Consider the following 12,029-nt stretch of genomic DNA (forward strand, 5'->3'; position numbering starts at 1 on the left):
CGGTTTGGCTTCCCGAGTCCAGACTTCCCGAACACGTACCATGACGCCATGTCCTTCAAGACAGAGAAACCACAGATTCAGACATGACTCATCGCGTGGGTTTCGTGGTCTTCGACGGTGTCACCATGCTCGACGTGACCGGCCCCGCGGAGGTGCTGCACCAGGCGGGCCGGCTCGGCCACCGCTACGAACTGGTCCTGATCTCGCCTGACGGAGGCACAGTGGCCACGGCGACAGGCATGCCGATGGGCGGCACGGTCCAGGTGAGCGCAGCAGGCCGGATCGATACGGCGCTCATCGCCGGAGGCGAGCGGCTCGTAGAACAGCCGATCGAGGGCGCGCTGCTGGAGATGACCGATGCGGTGATCAATCGAGCGACACGGGTCGCATCGGTGTGCACAGGGGCGTTCCTGCTGGCGGAACTGGGCCTGCTCGACGGGCACCGGGCAACGACCCACTGGCGTCACGCTGCCACTCTCGCCCGTCGCCACCCCCGGATACGCGTCGAGCCCGACGCGATTCATATTCGGGACGGGCAATTCGTCACTTCGGCCGGTATCAGCGCCGGCATCGACCTGGCTCTGGCACTCGTCGAGGACGATCACGGCGCCGAAGTTGCGCGCAGCATCGCCCGGGAATTGGTGGTCTTCCTCCGACGACCCGGCGGGCAGTCACAGTTCACCACCGCGACCATTCCGCCTTCGCGCAACAACGCCCTGCGGACAGTGCTCGAGTCCGTCTCCGCGGACCCCACCGCGGATCACGCGATACCCGCCATGGCCCGCACCGCCGCGGTCAGCACCCGCCATCTGACCCGGCTGTTCCGGACCGAACTCGGCACCACACCGGCGCGCTGGGTCGAGCGCGTGCGCCTCGACTACGCCCAGCAGCTCCTCCTCGACGGACACAACGTCACGTCGGCGGCTCAGTGCAGCGGATTCGGTAGTGACGAAACCCTCCGGCGAGTCTTCGCGCGCCACCTCGGCCTCACACCGACGACGTTCCGGCAACGGTTCACCACGGCAGGCGCCGGAGCCTGACATCCCGCTGAAGCAGGAGCAGGACCCGGCGCCGAGTTGGGCGTTATTTGAGTGCACTTCCCGCGTCGACCGACAGGGTGAGCCCTGTGACGTAACGGGATTCGTCGGATGCCAAGAACAACACCGCATTGCTGATGTCCTCGGGTTCGACCCAGCCGATCGGCAGCACATGCATGAGCTGCGCAACCACCTTCATATCTTCCGGGCCCGGGTTCTCGAGGTCGGGGCGGAACATCTTCATCGCGCCCTCGTTCATGAACATCGGCGTGTTCACGTTCGTGGGGTGAACGGTGTTGACGCGAATGAAGTGCTGCCCCAGTTCGACAGCGAACGAGCGCATCAATCCGACCACGCCGTGCTTCGCGGCAATGTACGGACCCATATTGGGATGGGCCTTCAATCCCCCCACCGAACTCGTCAGGACGATCGAGCCACCTTGGCCTCCCGCGATCATGTGGGGTACACCGGCTTTCACCGACTTCCACACGCCCGAGAGATTGATGTCCTGCATTTCCTGCCAGTCGAACTCGTCGGTCTCGTGCAGTGGTGTACCACCGGTTCCGATTCCGGCGTTGGCCACGATGATATCGAGTCGACCCAACTGCTCGACGCCGGCGTCCACCGCGGCCTTCACCGCGTCGAAGTCACGGACGTCGGTTTCGAGCGTCACGATCCGACGGTTGAAACCCTTGACCAGCTCGACCGTTTCGGCCATGTCTTCCGGTGTTGCCGGGGCGATCTGCGCGTTCTCCCGGATCGGACCGCAGATGTCGAGCGCGATGATATCCGCGCCTTCCTGCGCGAGCCGCACCGCGTGACTACGCCCCTGACCACGAGCCGCCCCAGTGACGAGCGCGACCTTTCCTTCAACTCTCCCTGCCATGATCCACCTCTCGCGTTGCGCATCGAGCGACTGCTCGGTGCAGAGTTATCCGAACTGTCTACATATTTTCCGAACTGTCCCAAGAGGATCGGGCCTATTTCAAGATCCGCTCGAACTCGATGTGCAAATCGACGAGACCACGCAGCAGGAAGGTGGGCTCGTACACGAAGCTCCGGTCGTCCGTCGCCCCGTGCCGGCCCTCGCTGATCCTGATGTCGTCCATCCTGTCGAGAAGTCGGTTCAGGGTCACCTGGCCTTCCATGCGAGCGAGCGGCGCACCTGCGCACGTGTGCAGCCCTCGGCCGAATGCGATGTGATCGTGCGAGTTCCTGCGGTCGAGACGGAACTCGTTCGGGTTATCGAACTTTCGGGGATCTCGATTCGCTCCGGCGAGGCTCAGCATGATGATCGTCCCTGCAGGGATGTCGACGCCGCCGAGTGTCGTCGTCTTCCGGGCGAGGCGGAAGTCGATCTTCGTCGGGCTGTCGAAGCGGAGCGATTCCTCCATGAACGGTTTGATGAGACTGCGGTCTTCACGCAGCATCTTCTGGTACTCCGGGCGTTCGCCGAGCACCCGCAGCGCCGAGCTGAGGAGTTTCGTCACCGTTTCCTGGCCGGCGGCGAACAGGAAGGTCGCGGGTCGCACCACCTCGATGAGTTCCGGAGTCGACCCGTCCGGATACGTCGCTGTGGCCAGACCGCTGAGGATGTCGCCGCGAGGATCACGCCGCCGGTCAGCGAGGTAGCCACTGAACCGCTCGTCGAGATACTCCAACGGGTTGATGCCCACCGGCTCGTGATCGAGCGACCCCACCCGAGTGCCGGGGCGTTCGCCAGCGCCCAGAGCTCGGCGAAACTCTTCACGGTCTCCCTCCGGTACCCCGAGCAGATCCGTGATGGCCAACGTCGCAAACGGTTTGGCGTACTCGCCGAGAAATTCGCAGCTACCGTTGTCGATGAACTCGTCGAGTTGCTGATCTGCGAGAGTCCACAGGTACTCCTCGTTCTCTTTCAGCCGCTTCGGAGTGAGGAGTCGGCCCAGCAGGGATCGTGCCCGTGTGTGCTCGGGGGGATCCATCACCACCATGTGTTCGGAGATCGGAAACAGGTGACGGTGCGCTTCGATCTGCTCGGTGATGTCGTCACCTTCAGGCTCGAACGGCAACGGCGGAAACGGCCCGCCGATTGCGTTGACGGCCGAGAGCGCGTCGGAGTTCTTGAAACCTTCGACCACCTCCTGGTAGCCGGTGACGACCACCACGCCGTAGTTCGGCTCGCGGAAGACCGGGTTCCGGCTTCGGAGGTCGTCGAAGTACTCGAAGGGGTTCTGCGCAAGCTCTCCGTCGGAGAAGTAGTCGGCTGATGCGAGATCGGTCATCGAATCACGGGCCTTTCGGTGAACGAGGTGACGCGACAGGCACGTCCTCGGTGATGCTGATGGCCTGGCGCGGGCACGCGCTGGCTGCGGAGTGCGCTTTGGACCACAGCGCTTCCGGTGGGTGTTCGTCGCAGGTTGCGATGTCGTCGTCCGGGAGTTCGAAGATCTCCGGTGCGATCTCGATACACAGGGCATGGGCTTCGCACATCTCGCGATCGATGTGCAGTCGCTTCGTCGATCCCGTCATCGGGCACTCCCCAGGGAAGAGGTCGGGTTCCGACGGCACAACGGACCATGTCCGCGTGCCGGGGTAGGCTGAGTAACAACGTTACTGACGAGACGATAACCCCGTTATCCTCATACGGCAAGGAAATTCGCGAACATGGAGAACAATGATTCGGCCGGCGCGGTCGATCCGACCCGGGAGCGACTTCTGACCACCGTCGTCGACCTTCTCGAGAACGAGGGCTACGACGCGGTGCAGCTACGCGAGGTGGCGCGTCGGGCCCGCACCTCGTTGTCGACCATCTACAAGCGGTACGCCACGCGGGAAGAGTTGATCCTTGCCGCGATCGAACATTGGATGAACGCGAATTACTCCGGGATCGTGACGCAGAGTCGCGATCCGAGCGAGCCCCTGCACCCGGCGATGATGCGGGTGATCCGTGCGATCTTCGAGCCTTGGGAACAGCATCCGGAGATGCTCTTCGCGTATTTCCGCGTGCGCTCTGCACCGGGGGGCGAAACTCTCGCCGTGCGCGGCTTCGATTCTGTCGTGCCCGTCGGCATGGCAGTTCTGTCCGACGTGGACCCGGAATTCGTCGCGGAGGCGACATCGATTCTGTCGAGCGTCATCTACGGTCTGGTCGGGCGCTGCCGCGAAGGGCACATCGAGATCACCGACATCGTGCCCACGATCGATCGCACCGTCTTCTGGCTGACGACCGGCTACCAGGCCTCGCTTCGAGGCGCGACCTCCGAGTTCGCGCCTCGAAGCGAGTGATCATGATCGCTTTCGGCGAGTATCAGCCCATCGGGTCGTCGGCCCCGGCGCGCGCGGTGTCGCGGAACGGTGCGTGGACCGCCGCCCACCGCACGCACTCCCACCCGCCGCCGGGTACCGGCACGAGTTCGACGGTGTCGGTGTTGGCCAGGTGGTTGCCGCTCGCGAAACCGCCGGGCACCTTGCCGAGGTACGACGCGACGAGACGGATCGCGGCACCATGGCTGACCACGACGATGTCGCCCGATCCCGCCTCGAGGTAGTCGGCGCGCAACTCGTCGAGCACCGGTACGAATCGGTCGAGAACGTCGAATGCGGTCTCGCCGCCTGGGACCCTCGCGCGGAGGTCTCCCTCGTGCCACGCTTGGTAGACCTTCACGAACATCGCGTGCGACTCTTCATCCGTGCGGTCTTCGAGCTCTCCGACCTGCACCTCGTGCAGCCCCTCGCGGGCAGACGCCTGCAATCCGACCGGCTCGGACGCGTGCAGCGCGGTCTGCTTGGCACGGACCGCCTGCGACGACACGAGCAGCGCCGGTGCGCGCTCGATGAGGTTCTTACCGAGTGTCTTCGCCTGCATGACACCGAGTTCGGTCAACTCCGCGCCGGGAAGCTTCGTGTCGAGTCGCTTCTCCACATTCGCCACCGTCTGGCCGTGCCGTGCCAGGATCAATTTCCCGTTCAACTGATTTCCTCTCCGCGCCGCAATTGCTCCAGCCACTGTGCATCGTCGTCGTCCGACACCGGGGCGACGCCGGGCTCGGACACTGCCGCCCACGAACCGAGGAACCGCACCTGGGCGAAACGGTGAAGTGCCTTGAGTGCTTCCGCGACGAGCGCGTCGTCGATGTGCCCCACACAGTCCAAGTGGAAGAAATAGGTGCCGTATTCCTTTCGCGTGGGGCGCGACTCGATACGGGTCAGGTCGATGCCGCGCGTCGCGAACTCCGTCATCGCACGGACCAGCGACCCTGGCTCGTGGGGAAGCTGCAGGATCACCGAGGTGCGGTCGCGACCGGTGCGTTTCGGCACCGGCGCCGGACGAGTGACGAGGACGAAACGTGTTCGGGCGCCCGCGAAGTCCGCGACGCCATCCGCGAAGACCTCGAGACCCAGTCGTTCACCGGCGAGTGCGGTCGACACTCCCGCATCGACCTTGCCTGCCTCCACGTCCTCGGCCGCACCCGCATTGGAAGATGCGGTCACGATCGTGGCGTTCGGCAACGTGTCGCTGACCCACTGCCGAACCTGAGCCGCCGCCACCGGGTACGCGCCGATGGTCTCGATCTTGTCGAATGCCATCCCCGAGCGCACCACGACAGTGAACGCGATGTCGAGTTCGGTCTCCGCCACGATCTGCAAGCGAGGCCCCATCGAGAGCGCATCCATCGTCGGAGGCACAGACCCTTCGACGGAACTCTCGATCGGAACGACCGCGGCGTCCACCTCACCGTCGCGCAGCAACTGCAGCGTGGCCGGCGGGCTGGCCGCCGCGACACGCTCGACGGCTTCGGCGAAGACACCCAGGTCCTCGAAACGGGCGAGGGCCATTTCGGTGAAAGTTCCGGTCGGGCCGAAATACGCGATACGAGGCACGGCTTCCAGATTACGCATCGTCCCTTTCCTGGATGCGTCGGAAAGGTGAACCGCCTCAGCGCGAGGTGAGACCTGCCTCTCGTAACCCACTCAGCACCGCGTCGGGGTCGTCGACCTCGACGGCGAGCAGGATCTCGCGCAACGCTTCGGCCGCCTCGGGGATCAAGCGACCCAGGCGATCGGCGTCGGGTGCTACCAGGGCGTCGCGGACGTCGAATCCACTCAGTGCCGCCGCCGTGCCGGAGAGCAGCGCAAGCACGTCGGAGGCTGTTTCTGCACGGGCGACGAAGCCGGTGTCGGCGTGTGCGAGCACGGCGAGGAAATCCGCCACGGCGCCCGGACCGTGGCCGGTCGGCAACCCTGGAATGTGCCCGGCCTCGGTCAGTGCGCGGGCCGTGTCGGCGAGGGCTGCATCGGCAAGAACCGGGTCGTCGACCTGCACGTAGACCGCCAGCGGTGCCGGAGCGGTGAACGCAAGCACGTCGTCGAGGTCGTCGGGTGAACAGTCGAGTTGGTAGCGGACGGGTCGCCGGCCCGCGGGCGACGGCGCTTCGGCGGACACGTCGAGTTCGACGACGATGTCGCGACCGGGAATGGCGATGACCGAGGTCGCGGGAACGATCGGCGCTGCAAGAGCCTGCCCGGACGACTCGAGCGCAGAGTCCATCGTGTCGTGGCGACGAGCGAGAAGTGCGTCGAGCAATCCGCGCGGCTCTTCCCGCGATGGCGGCATTCCGAGGGGAAGTGGGATCGACACGACGCCCAGACTAATCCTTCTGCCTCTTGCGACCGTCGTCACAATGACTTAGGTTTGCCTCACCTACATGAGAAGGAGGGTCCGCATGCAGACCACCACGACCGACATTCCGGCGCCGACCACGGCGGAACGCGTGCGTACCGCTCTCATCCGCGCCGACACCACCTACCTGGCGATCGACGGATGCGACCCCGTCCCGACCTCGGTTCACTACCTGCAGGAAGACGGCACCGTCGCCATCGTCGTGCCGGGCGAGATCGCGGCGGTCGCACTCACCTGGCAGTCCGGCGCTGCAGGCCTGCCCGCGATGCTCGAGCTGACCGACCACTCTCCCCTGAATCTGCGCAACCCCGTCCGGTCGCTGATCTGGCTCAGCGGCAACCTGTTCCCCGTCGACGAACCGCGACAGGTCGCCGCCGAGATCGCCGAGATCCTCCCGCACCCCGAACTCCTCGACGTCGGCCACGATTCCGAACTGCTCGTCCTCCGACTCACGTCCGTGGTCGCTGCAGACACCACCGGAGCCGAATCCGTCGACCTACCGGACGTCTTCGACGCCGCCCCCGATCCCTTCGCGGCCTACGAAACCGCATGGCTCGAACACCTCGAGCAGGATCACGCCGACATTCTCGCCCGCATCGCGCGGCGAATCCCGCCGTCTGCACGCACCGGCCGGATCCGCCCCCTCGGTCTCGACCGGTACGGACTGCGCCTGCGCATCGAATCAGGCGACGGCGACCACGACGTCCGCATCCCCTTCCAGGACCCTGTCGACGAGCCGAACGGACTGGGCAAGGCGCTGCGCCTGCTCGTCGGATGCCCCTTCATGAACGGGATGCGCGCCACTCACTGATCGCACGACCGGCTTCGCAGCACCTTCGGGCACAATCGCTCCCGTGACGACGATCCGAGCCTGGCTCACTCCACCCCGGCAGAATCCCGGCACACCACTCGAAGGTTCCGAACGCCGAGCGTTGTGGATCGAAATTGCGATCGTCCTGCTGGTCACCTTCGGACTCAGCGGACTGTCGTCGATCCTGTCACTGCTGGAAGCCGCCCTCGCCCCGGAACCACTGTCCGATCAGACGGTAGCGCTGAATGCGCCGAGGTCGTCACAGGAGTTCATCGACCTCGCGCGACAGCTCCTCGGCATCGTCCGCCTGCTTGCATGGGGCGCACTCGGCCTCTATCTCCTGTGGCGCAGCGGCCACGGACCCAAGATCATCGGCTTCGCGCGTCCACTGCTGCGCCGCGACTGGCTCCCGGGCGCCGGACTCGCCGCACTCATCGGGTTGCCGGGTCTCGGGCTCTACCTCGTGGCGCGTGCCGCCGGACTCAATCTCAACGTGGCACCGAGCATCCTCGCCGACTACTGGTGGCGCCTGCCCACCGAAGTGTTGTGGGCTGTCGCCAACTCCGGTGCCGAAGAAATCCTGGTGGTCGCGTATCTGATCACTCGCCTACGGCAGCTCGGATGGTCGGAGAACGGCTCGCTGCTGGCGTCGGCTCTGCTTCGCGGCAGCTACCACCTCTACCAGGGGCTCGGCGGCGGATTCGGCAACGTCATCATGGGCCTGGTGTTCGGCCGGTACTGGCAACGCACCTCGAAACTGTGGCCCCTCGTGATCGCGCACGCGCTGATCGACTGCGTCGCATTCATCGGGTACCAAGCATTGCGGGGGCACGTGTCATGGTTGTCGTGAACGCGCAGTCGACTGCCATGAACGTACAGTTGTCCGGGTGAACGGCGACCAACCCGATCCCCGGAACCGGCCGCGCCCACCACAAGGGCCGCCGCCGCGTCGGCAACCGCCGATGCGCCGACCCGTTCAGCCACCTGCAGGGCCACCGCCCGCGGAGAGCCCCCAGGTGATCCGGCGCAACCCGGCCGCGCCGCCGCAGCAGGCCTGGTCACAGGCACCCGGGTCCGAGTACCGCGCTGCTCCGGCACCGCCTCGACGCCAACCCCCGCCGCGTCGGCAGCCGCCTCAGCAGCAACCGGCCCCACCACGTCGGCAACCATCTCAGCAACAACACCAGCCTCGACAGCAACCCGAGCCCTACCGCGAGCCGCGGCGCGGTGCTGCAGCACCACCCCCCGCTCCCCCGCGCAACCGGCCGCGCCCTGTCGCAGAACCGGAACCTCGCCGCACACGTCCCGGCGGAGCCCGGCGTGCGTTGCGCCGGATCGGTGCGCTGATAGCCGTACTGCTGGTCGCGGCGGTCGCGGGCGTCGTCTACTTCGACGGCAAGCTCGCCCGGATCGATGCGCTCGCCGACTACGAGGGCCGTATCGGCGACACACCCGGATCCAATTTCCTGTTGGTGGGCTCCGACAGTCGGATCGGGCTGACCCCCGAACAGGAACAGGAACTCGCGACCGGCGGCGACGTCGGCCCCGATCGCACCGACACCATCCTGCTCGTCCACGTCCCCAGCGGAGGTGGCGCAACCACGATGGTGAGCCTGCCCCGCGACTCGTACGTTCCCGTTCCCGGATTCGGACAGGACAAACTGAACGCCTCGTTCGCGCTCGGTGGGCCACAACTCCTCGTCCAGACAGTCGAGGGAGCGACGGGAATCCACATCGATCACTACACCGAGATCGGCTTCAGTGGATTCGCGTCGATCGTGGACGCAATCGGCGGAGTCGACATCTGCGTCCCGTATCCGATCGACGACCCTCTCGCGGGCCTGCAACTCGAAGCAGGCTGCCAGGAACTGAACGGCGCGCAGTCGCTCGGATTCGTGCGCACCCGCGCCACACCGCTCGCCGATCTCGACCGGATGAACAACCAGCGGCTGTTCATGTCGGCGTTGCTCAGCAAGGCAACCGGCCCCACCACCTTCCTCAATCCGTTCCGGCTGTGGCCGCTCGTATCGGGTGCAGCAGGCTCCGTACGCGTCGACGACGACGATCACCTGTGGAACCTCGGCCGGCTCGCATGGGCGATGCGCGGCGAGACGGTGACGGCCACCGTGCCGGTCGGCGGATTCGAGGATGTCTACGGAGTCGGCAACGTACTTCTGTGGGATCGCGAGCGCGCGATCGAGTTCTTCGGGGCACTCGAGCAGGATCAGCAGATCCCCGCAGACCTTCTCGCGCCCGCGCCGTAACCATCGGGCCGGCGTGTGATAATGGGCACAACCACGACACCTTCGACGTGATTTCACACCAGACTCCACGAGGAGATCGGGAATTTCTCGGGGGGATACCACCAACACATGGCGATCGCAGTGCATTTCGACAACGCGCAGCTGCCCCCGTCGGGGCGCCTATTTCGATTCGCAGGCGAAGGAGAAACGCCGAAGCGAACTGATGGTGATCCGCTGTTTCGTCGACCGGAACACGGCCACCGAACTCTCTGCGGTCGACCCCACCGTATCGGGATCCGCACACGTGCACGCAGCCCTCGAGAACGAGAACCGCATGACCTACGAGGTCTCCGAACTCGCCCGCAACGCCCCCAAAAAAGGCTTCTACCTCGAAGAACAGTGGTTCCTGCAGGAGCAGGTGAGCGAAGTCGCGACCATGAACACCCTTGCAAAGGCCACGCCCCGAGCGGGCGATGACCTTGTCGAACTCGAGAACTTCGCGGCGCCGGAATTACCGAGGCACCGGAGAAGATGAGCGCCCCGCCGCTCCCCCGGAAAATGATCCGAATTTCCACGACAGGGCGAAGAAATAGCGGCGGAATCGCGTTCCGATCACCCTCGATGATCTTGGGTAAGCCAACCCTGAAACGACGAAGTGTAGGCAACACTCTGATTAATCAGCCTAGCCATAGCTTCGATGAAAATATCGCTGACCTGCATTAACGTCGTCGGCATGACAACAATGGGCGACACTCGCAAAACCAAATTCCATTCGCTGCTGCACGATCAGATTCGCAACGAATTCAATGCGTCGCACCAGTACATTGCCACCGCAATTTTCTACGACAACGCCGATCTCCCGCAGCTCGCAAAGCACTTCTACGCGCAGGCGGTCGAAGAGCGCAATCACGCCATGATGATCGTCCAGTACTTCCTGGATCGCGACATCGCCGTCGACCTCACCGGCGTCGACGCTGTGCAGTCGTTTTTCGAGAGCGCCCGCGAGCCCATCGCGCTGGCACTCGAACAAGAGAAGCGCGTCACCGAGCAGATCGTCGAGCTCGCCCGCACCGCGCGCGAGGACGGCGACTACCTGGGCGAGCAGTTCATGCAGTGGTTCCTGCAGGAGCAGGTCGAAGAGGTCGCGACGGTGACCACGCTGCTGACCGTCGCCGATCGCGCAGGCAGCAACCTGTTCAATCTCGAGGACTTCGTTGCGCGGGAGCTCAACTCGAAGGAGCGTTCGAGCGACAACGCTCCGCTCGCCGCAGGCGGCAGCATCTGATCAGCCCCGCTGCCCCTCGGCCGAACGTCACCTTCATGCTTCAACAGCGTGAAGGTGACGTTCGGCCGTTCGGGGGTCAGCGCAGAGTGACCTGACGGCTGCGCAGGCCGTCGCGGGAGCCTCGCTCGGCGACGGTGAGCGGCGAATCGTCGGCGAGTGCCGCATCGATTCGCGCACCGAGCTCTCGTGTCGCCGCGGCCCATTCGTCGGGATGCTTCTCACGATCGAGGTCGAATACGGGCACCAACAGGCCGTGCGTGCGGAACGAACCCGCGAATCGCGAACCGTCACCGAGGTGCAGTCCACCGGCAGCGTGCACGCGCGACAGGGCCGTCATCAGCGCGTCCTCGTCCTCGGGGCGAATCCACCGCAGGTGGGCTTTCTCTCCGGTATCGACCCACCATGCCGCGACGAGATCCTCGCCGTCGAGACGCGCCGAGGGCATCACTGCGGCGTTGGCCTGCTGCAGCGTCTGCGCGACATCGGGAGCGGCCTCGACGCCTTCCGGGATCCACCACTGGAAATCCTGGTGCACGGTGATCGACGGAAGCTCGTCGGCAACGAGCAGATCCTGCAGACGCGCCGAGTCCGCAGTAGTCTCCGCCACCTTCAGCGACGTCCCGGGCTCTGCGGTGAGAACCCACTCGACTGCCGCACCGAGTTCCCCGGCCGGGTCGGGACCGAACGTCGCCAACTGCAACCCGACGTATCCGACGACCTCGTCACCTTCCTCACGCGCAAGTGCCGCGACACCGCCCGGGAGGATCGTCGCGCCGACCACCCGGCGTCCGCCACCCTCGACCGGAAGATCGACGAGCGCAGACGGCACGAACTCCCGCAACGCCACGAGATCGAGTTCGAGGGCAAGTCCCTCGAACGGTCGGGACGATGCGCCGGACGACGCTTCCCGTTCGAGCCTGCGCTGCTCGAGCTTGGCCGCGCGATTGCTGCCGGGTTTGGGTCCGCTGTTTCTCTTGCTCTTCTTCGCCAC

General features: G+C 65.3%; 14 protein-coding genes. 7 read left to right on the top strand and 7 right to left on the bottom strand.

Annotated features, from left to right (window positions below; all coding sequences use genetic code 11):
- Positions 1-83: 83 nt before the first annotated feature.
- Positions 84-1,040 (top strand): GlxA family transcriptional regulator, encoded by a 957-nt coding sequence (locus ACZ46K_RS03590; RefSeq protein WP_054807178.1) that lies wholly within the window; start codon positions 84-86, stop codon positions 1,038-1,040.
- Positions 1,041-1,083: 43 nt separating this feature from the next.
- Here ACZ46K_RS03590 and ACZ46K_RS03595 read toward each other — a convergent pair whose 3' ends face one another.
- The 3 genes from ACZ46K_RS03595 to ACZ46K_RS03605 all read right to left on the bottom strand — a co-directional run bounded on the left by ACZ46K_RS03595 (position 1,084) and on the right by ACZ46K_RS03605 (position 3,548).
- The gene (locus ACZ46K_RS03595; RefSeq protein ID WP_464746714.1) at positions 1,084-1,923 is read right to left on the bottom strand and encodes a mycofactocin-coupled SDR family oxidoreductase; all 840 of its coding nucleotides are present in this window, start codon (positions 1,921-1,923) and stop codon (positions 1,084-1,086) included.
- A 94-nt stretch (positions 1,924-2,017) separates the two neighbouring features.
- Positions 2,018-3,301 carry a cytochrome P450 gene (locus ACZ46K_RS03600; RefSeq protein WP_054810404.1) on the bottom strand — a complete coding sequence of 428 codons (1,284 nt, stop codon included), beginning with the start codon at positions 3,299-3,301 and terminating at the stop codon, positions 2,018-2,020.
- 4 nt (positions 3,302-3,305) lie between these two features.
- Positions 3,306-3,548, bottom strand: a complete 243-nt coding sequence (locus tag ACZ46K_RS03605; protein WP_054807179.1) for a ferredoxin — start codon at positions 3,546-3,548, stop codon at positions 3,306-3,308.
- Positions 3,549-3,683: 135 nt separating this feature from the next.
- On the opposite strand from ACZ46K_RS03605, the gene ACZ46K_RS03610 reads away from it, so the two are divergent.
- Positions 3,684-4,304, top strand: coding sequence for a TetR/AcrR family transcriptional regulator (locus ACZ46K_RS03610; protein ID WP_054807180.1), 621 nt, complete (start codon positions 3,684-3,686; stop codon positions 4,302-4,304).
- 22 nt (positions 4,305-4,326) lie between these two features.
- On the opposite strand, the gene ACZ46K_RS03615 is transcribed toward ACZ46K_RS03610, so the two are convergent.
- From ACZ46K_RS03615 to ACZ46K_RS03625, 3 genes are read right to left on the bottom strand one after another with little or no spacing between them, the layout of a single operon-like run.
- Positions 4,327-4,989, bottom strand: a complete 663-nt coding sequence (locus ACZ46K_RS03615) for a histidine phosphatase family protein (protein ID WP_464746716.1) — start codon at positions 4,987-4,989, stop codon at positions 4,327-4,329.
- The gene (gene pheA / locus ACZ46K_RS03620; protein ID WP_464746718.1) at positions 4,986-5,918 is read right to left on the bottom strand and encodes a prephenate dehydratase; all 933 of its coding nucleotides are present in this window, start codon (positions 5,916-5,918) and stop codon (positions 4,986-4,988) included. The genes ACZ46K_RS03615 and pheA overlap by 4 nt, the downstream gene beginning before the upstream one ends.
- A gap of 37 nt (positions 5,919-5,955) precedes the next feature.
- A complete protein-coding gene (locus ACZ46K_RS03625) occupies positions 5,956-6,633 on the bottom strand; it encodes a hypothetical protein (RefSeq protein WP_054807593.1) in 678 nt (225 codons plus the stop codon).
- Between the two features lie 109 nt (positions 6,634-6,742).
- Between ACZ46K_RS03625 and ACZ46K_RS03630 the strand changes: the two genes are divergently transcribed.
- From ACZ46K_RS03630 to ACZ46K_RS03650, 5 genes are all read left to right on the top strand, one after another.
- Entirely contained in the window at positions 6,743-7,510 is a 768-nt protein-coding gene (locus ACZ46K_RS03630; RefSeq protein ID WP_054810757.1) for a DUF2470 domain-containing protein, read from the top strand.
- Positions 7,511-7,553: 43 nt separating this feature from the next.
- Positions 7,554-8,360: a CPBP family intramembrane glutamic endopeptidase gene (locus ACZ46K_RS03635; RefSeq protein ID WP_054807594.1), complete on the top strand. Its 807-nt coding sequence runs from the start codon at positions 7,554-7,556 to the stop codon at positions 8,358-8,360.
- 112 nt (positions 8,361-8,472) lie between these two features.
- Positions 8,473-9,774: an LCP family protein gene (locus tag ACZ46K_RS03640; protein WP_464749227.1), complete on the top strand. Its 1,302-nt coding sequence runs from the start codon at positions 8,473-8,475 to the stop codon at positions 9,772-9,774.
- 202 nt (positions 9,775-9,976) lie between these two features.
- Positions 9,977-10,288 (top strand): hypothetical protein, encoded by a 312-nt coding sequence (locus ACZ46K_RS03645; protein WP_054807703.1) that lies wholly within the window; start codon positions 9,977-9,979, stop codon positions 10,286-10,288.
- A 198-nt stretch (positions 10,289-10,486) separates the two neighbouring features.
- The gene (locus ACZ46K_RS03650; RefSeq protein ID WP_054807704.1) at positions 10,487-11,038 is read left to right on the top strand and encodes a ferritin-like domain-containing protein; all 552 of its coding nucleotides are present in this window, start codon (positions 10,487-10,489) and stop codon (positions 11,036-11,038) included.
- A 76-nt stretch (positions 11,039-11,114) separates the two neighbouring features.
- Here ACZ46K_RS03650 and ACZ46K_RS03655 read toward each other — a convergent pair whose 3' ends face one another.
- The gene (locus ACZ46K_RS03655) at positions 11,115-12,029 is read right to left on the bottom strand and encodes a DUF5926 family protein (RefSeq protein WP_054807705.1); all 915 of its coding nucleotides are present in this window, start codon (positions 12,027-12,029) and stop codon (positions 11,115-11,117) included.

It is taken from the genome of Rhodococcus sp. JCM 9793, from assembly GCF_055380405.1.

What these genes read in the sequence shown, in the direction of transcription:
- ACZ46K_RS03645 (WP_054807703.1), top strand. Translation starts at nt 9,977, where the DNA reads ATGGTGATCCGCTGTTTCGTCGACCGGAACACGGCCACCGAACTCTCT.
- pheA (WP_464746718.1), bottom strand. Translation starts at nt 5,918, where the DNA reads ATGCGTAATCTGGAAGCCGTGCCTCGTATCGCGTATTTCGGCCCGACC.
- ACZ46K_RS03595 (WP_464746714.1), bottom strand. Translation starts at nt 1,923, where the DNA reads ATGGCAGGGAGAGTTGAAGGAAAGGTCGCGCTCGTCACTGGGGCGGCT.
- ACZ46K_RS03625 (WP_054807593.1), bottom strand. Translation starts at nt 6,633, where the DNA reads ATGCCGCCATCGCGGGAAGAGCCGCGCGGATTGCTCGACGCACTTCTC.
- ACZ46K_RS03600 (WP_054810404.1), bottom strand. Translation starts at nt 3,301, where the DNA reads ATGACCGATCTCGCATCAGCCGACTACTTCTCCGACGGAGAGCTTGCG.
- ACZ46K_RS03610 (WP_054807180.1), top strand. Translation starts at nt 3,684, where the DNA reads ATGGAGAACAATGATTCGGCCGGCGCGGTCGATCCGACCCGGGAGCGA.
- ACZ46K_RS03605 (WP_054807179.1), bottom strand. Translation starts at nt 3,548, where the DNA reads ATGACGGGATCGACGAAGCGACTGCACATCGATCGCGAGATGTGCGAA.
- ACZ46K_RS03650 (WP_054807704.1), top strand. Translation starts at nt 10,487, where the DNA reads ATGACAACAATGGGCGACACTCGCAAAACCAAATTCCATTCGCTGCTG.
- ACZ46K_RS03640 (WP_464749227.1), top strand. Translation starts at nt 8,473, where the DNA reads ATGCGCCGACCCGTTCAGCCACCTGCAGGGCCACCGCCCGCGGAGAGC.
- ACZ46K_RS03590 (WP_054807178.1), top strand. Translation starts at nt 84, where the DNA reads ATGACTCATCGCGTGGGTTTCGTGGTCTTCGACGGTGTCACCATGCTC.
- ACZ46K_RS03630 (WP_054810757.1), top strand. Translation starts at nt 6,743, where the DNA reads ATGCAGACCACCACGACCGACATTCCGGCGCCGACCACGGCGGAACGC.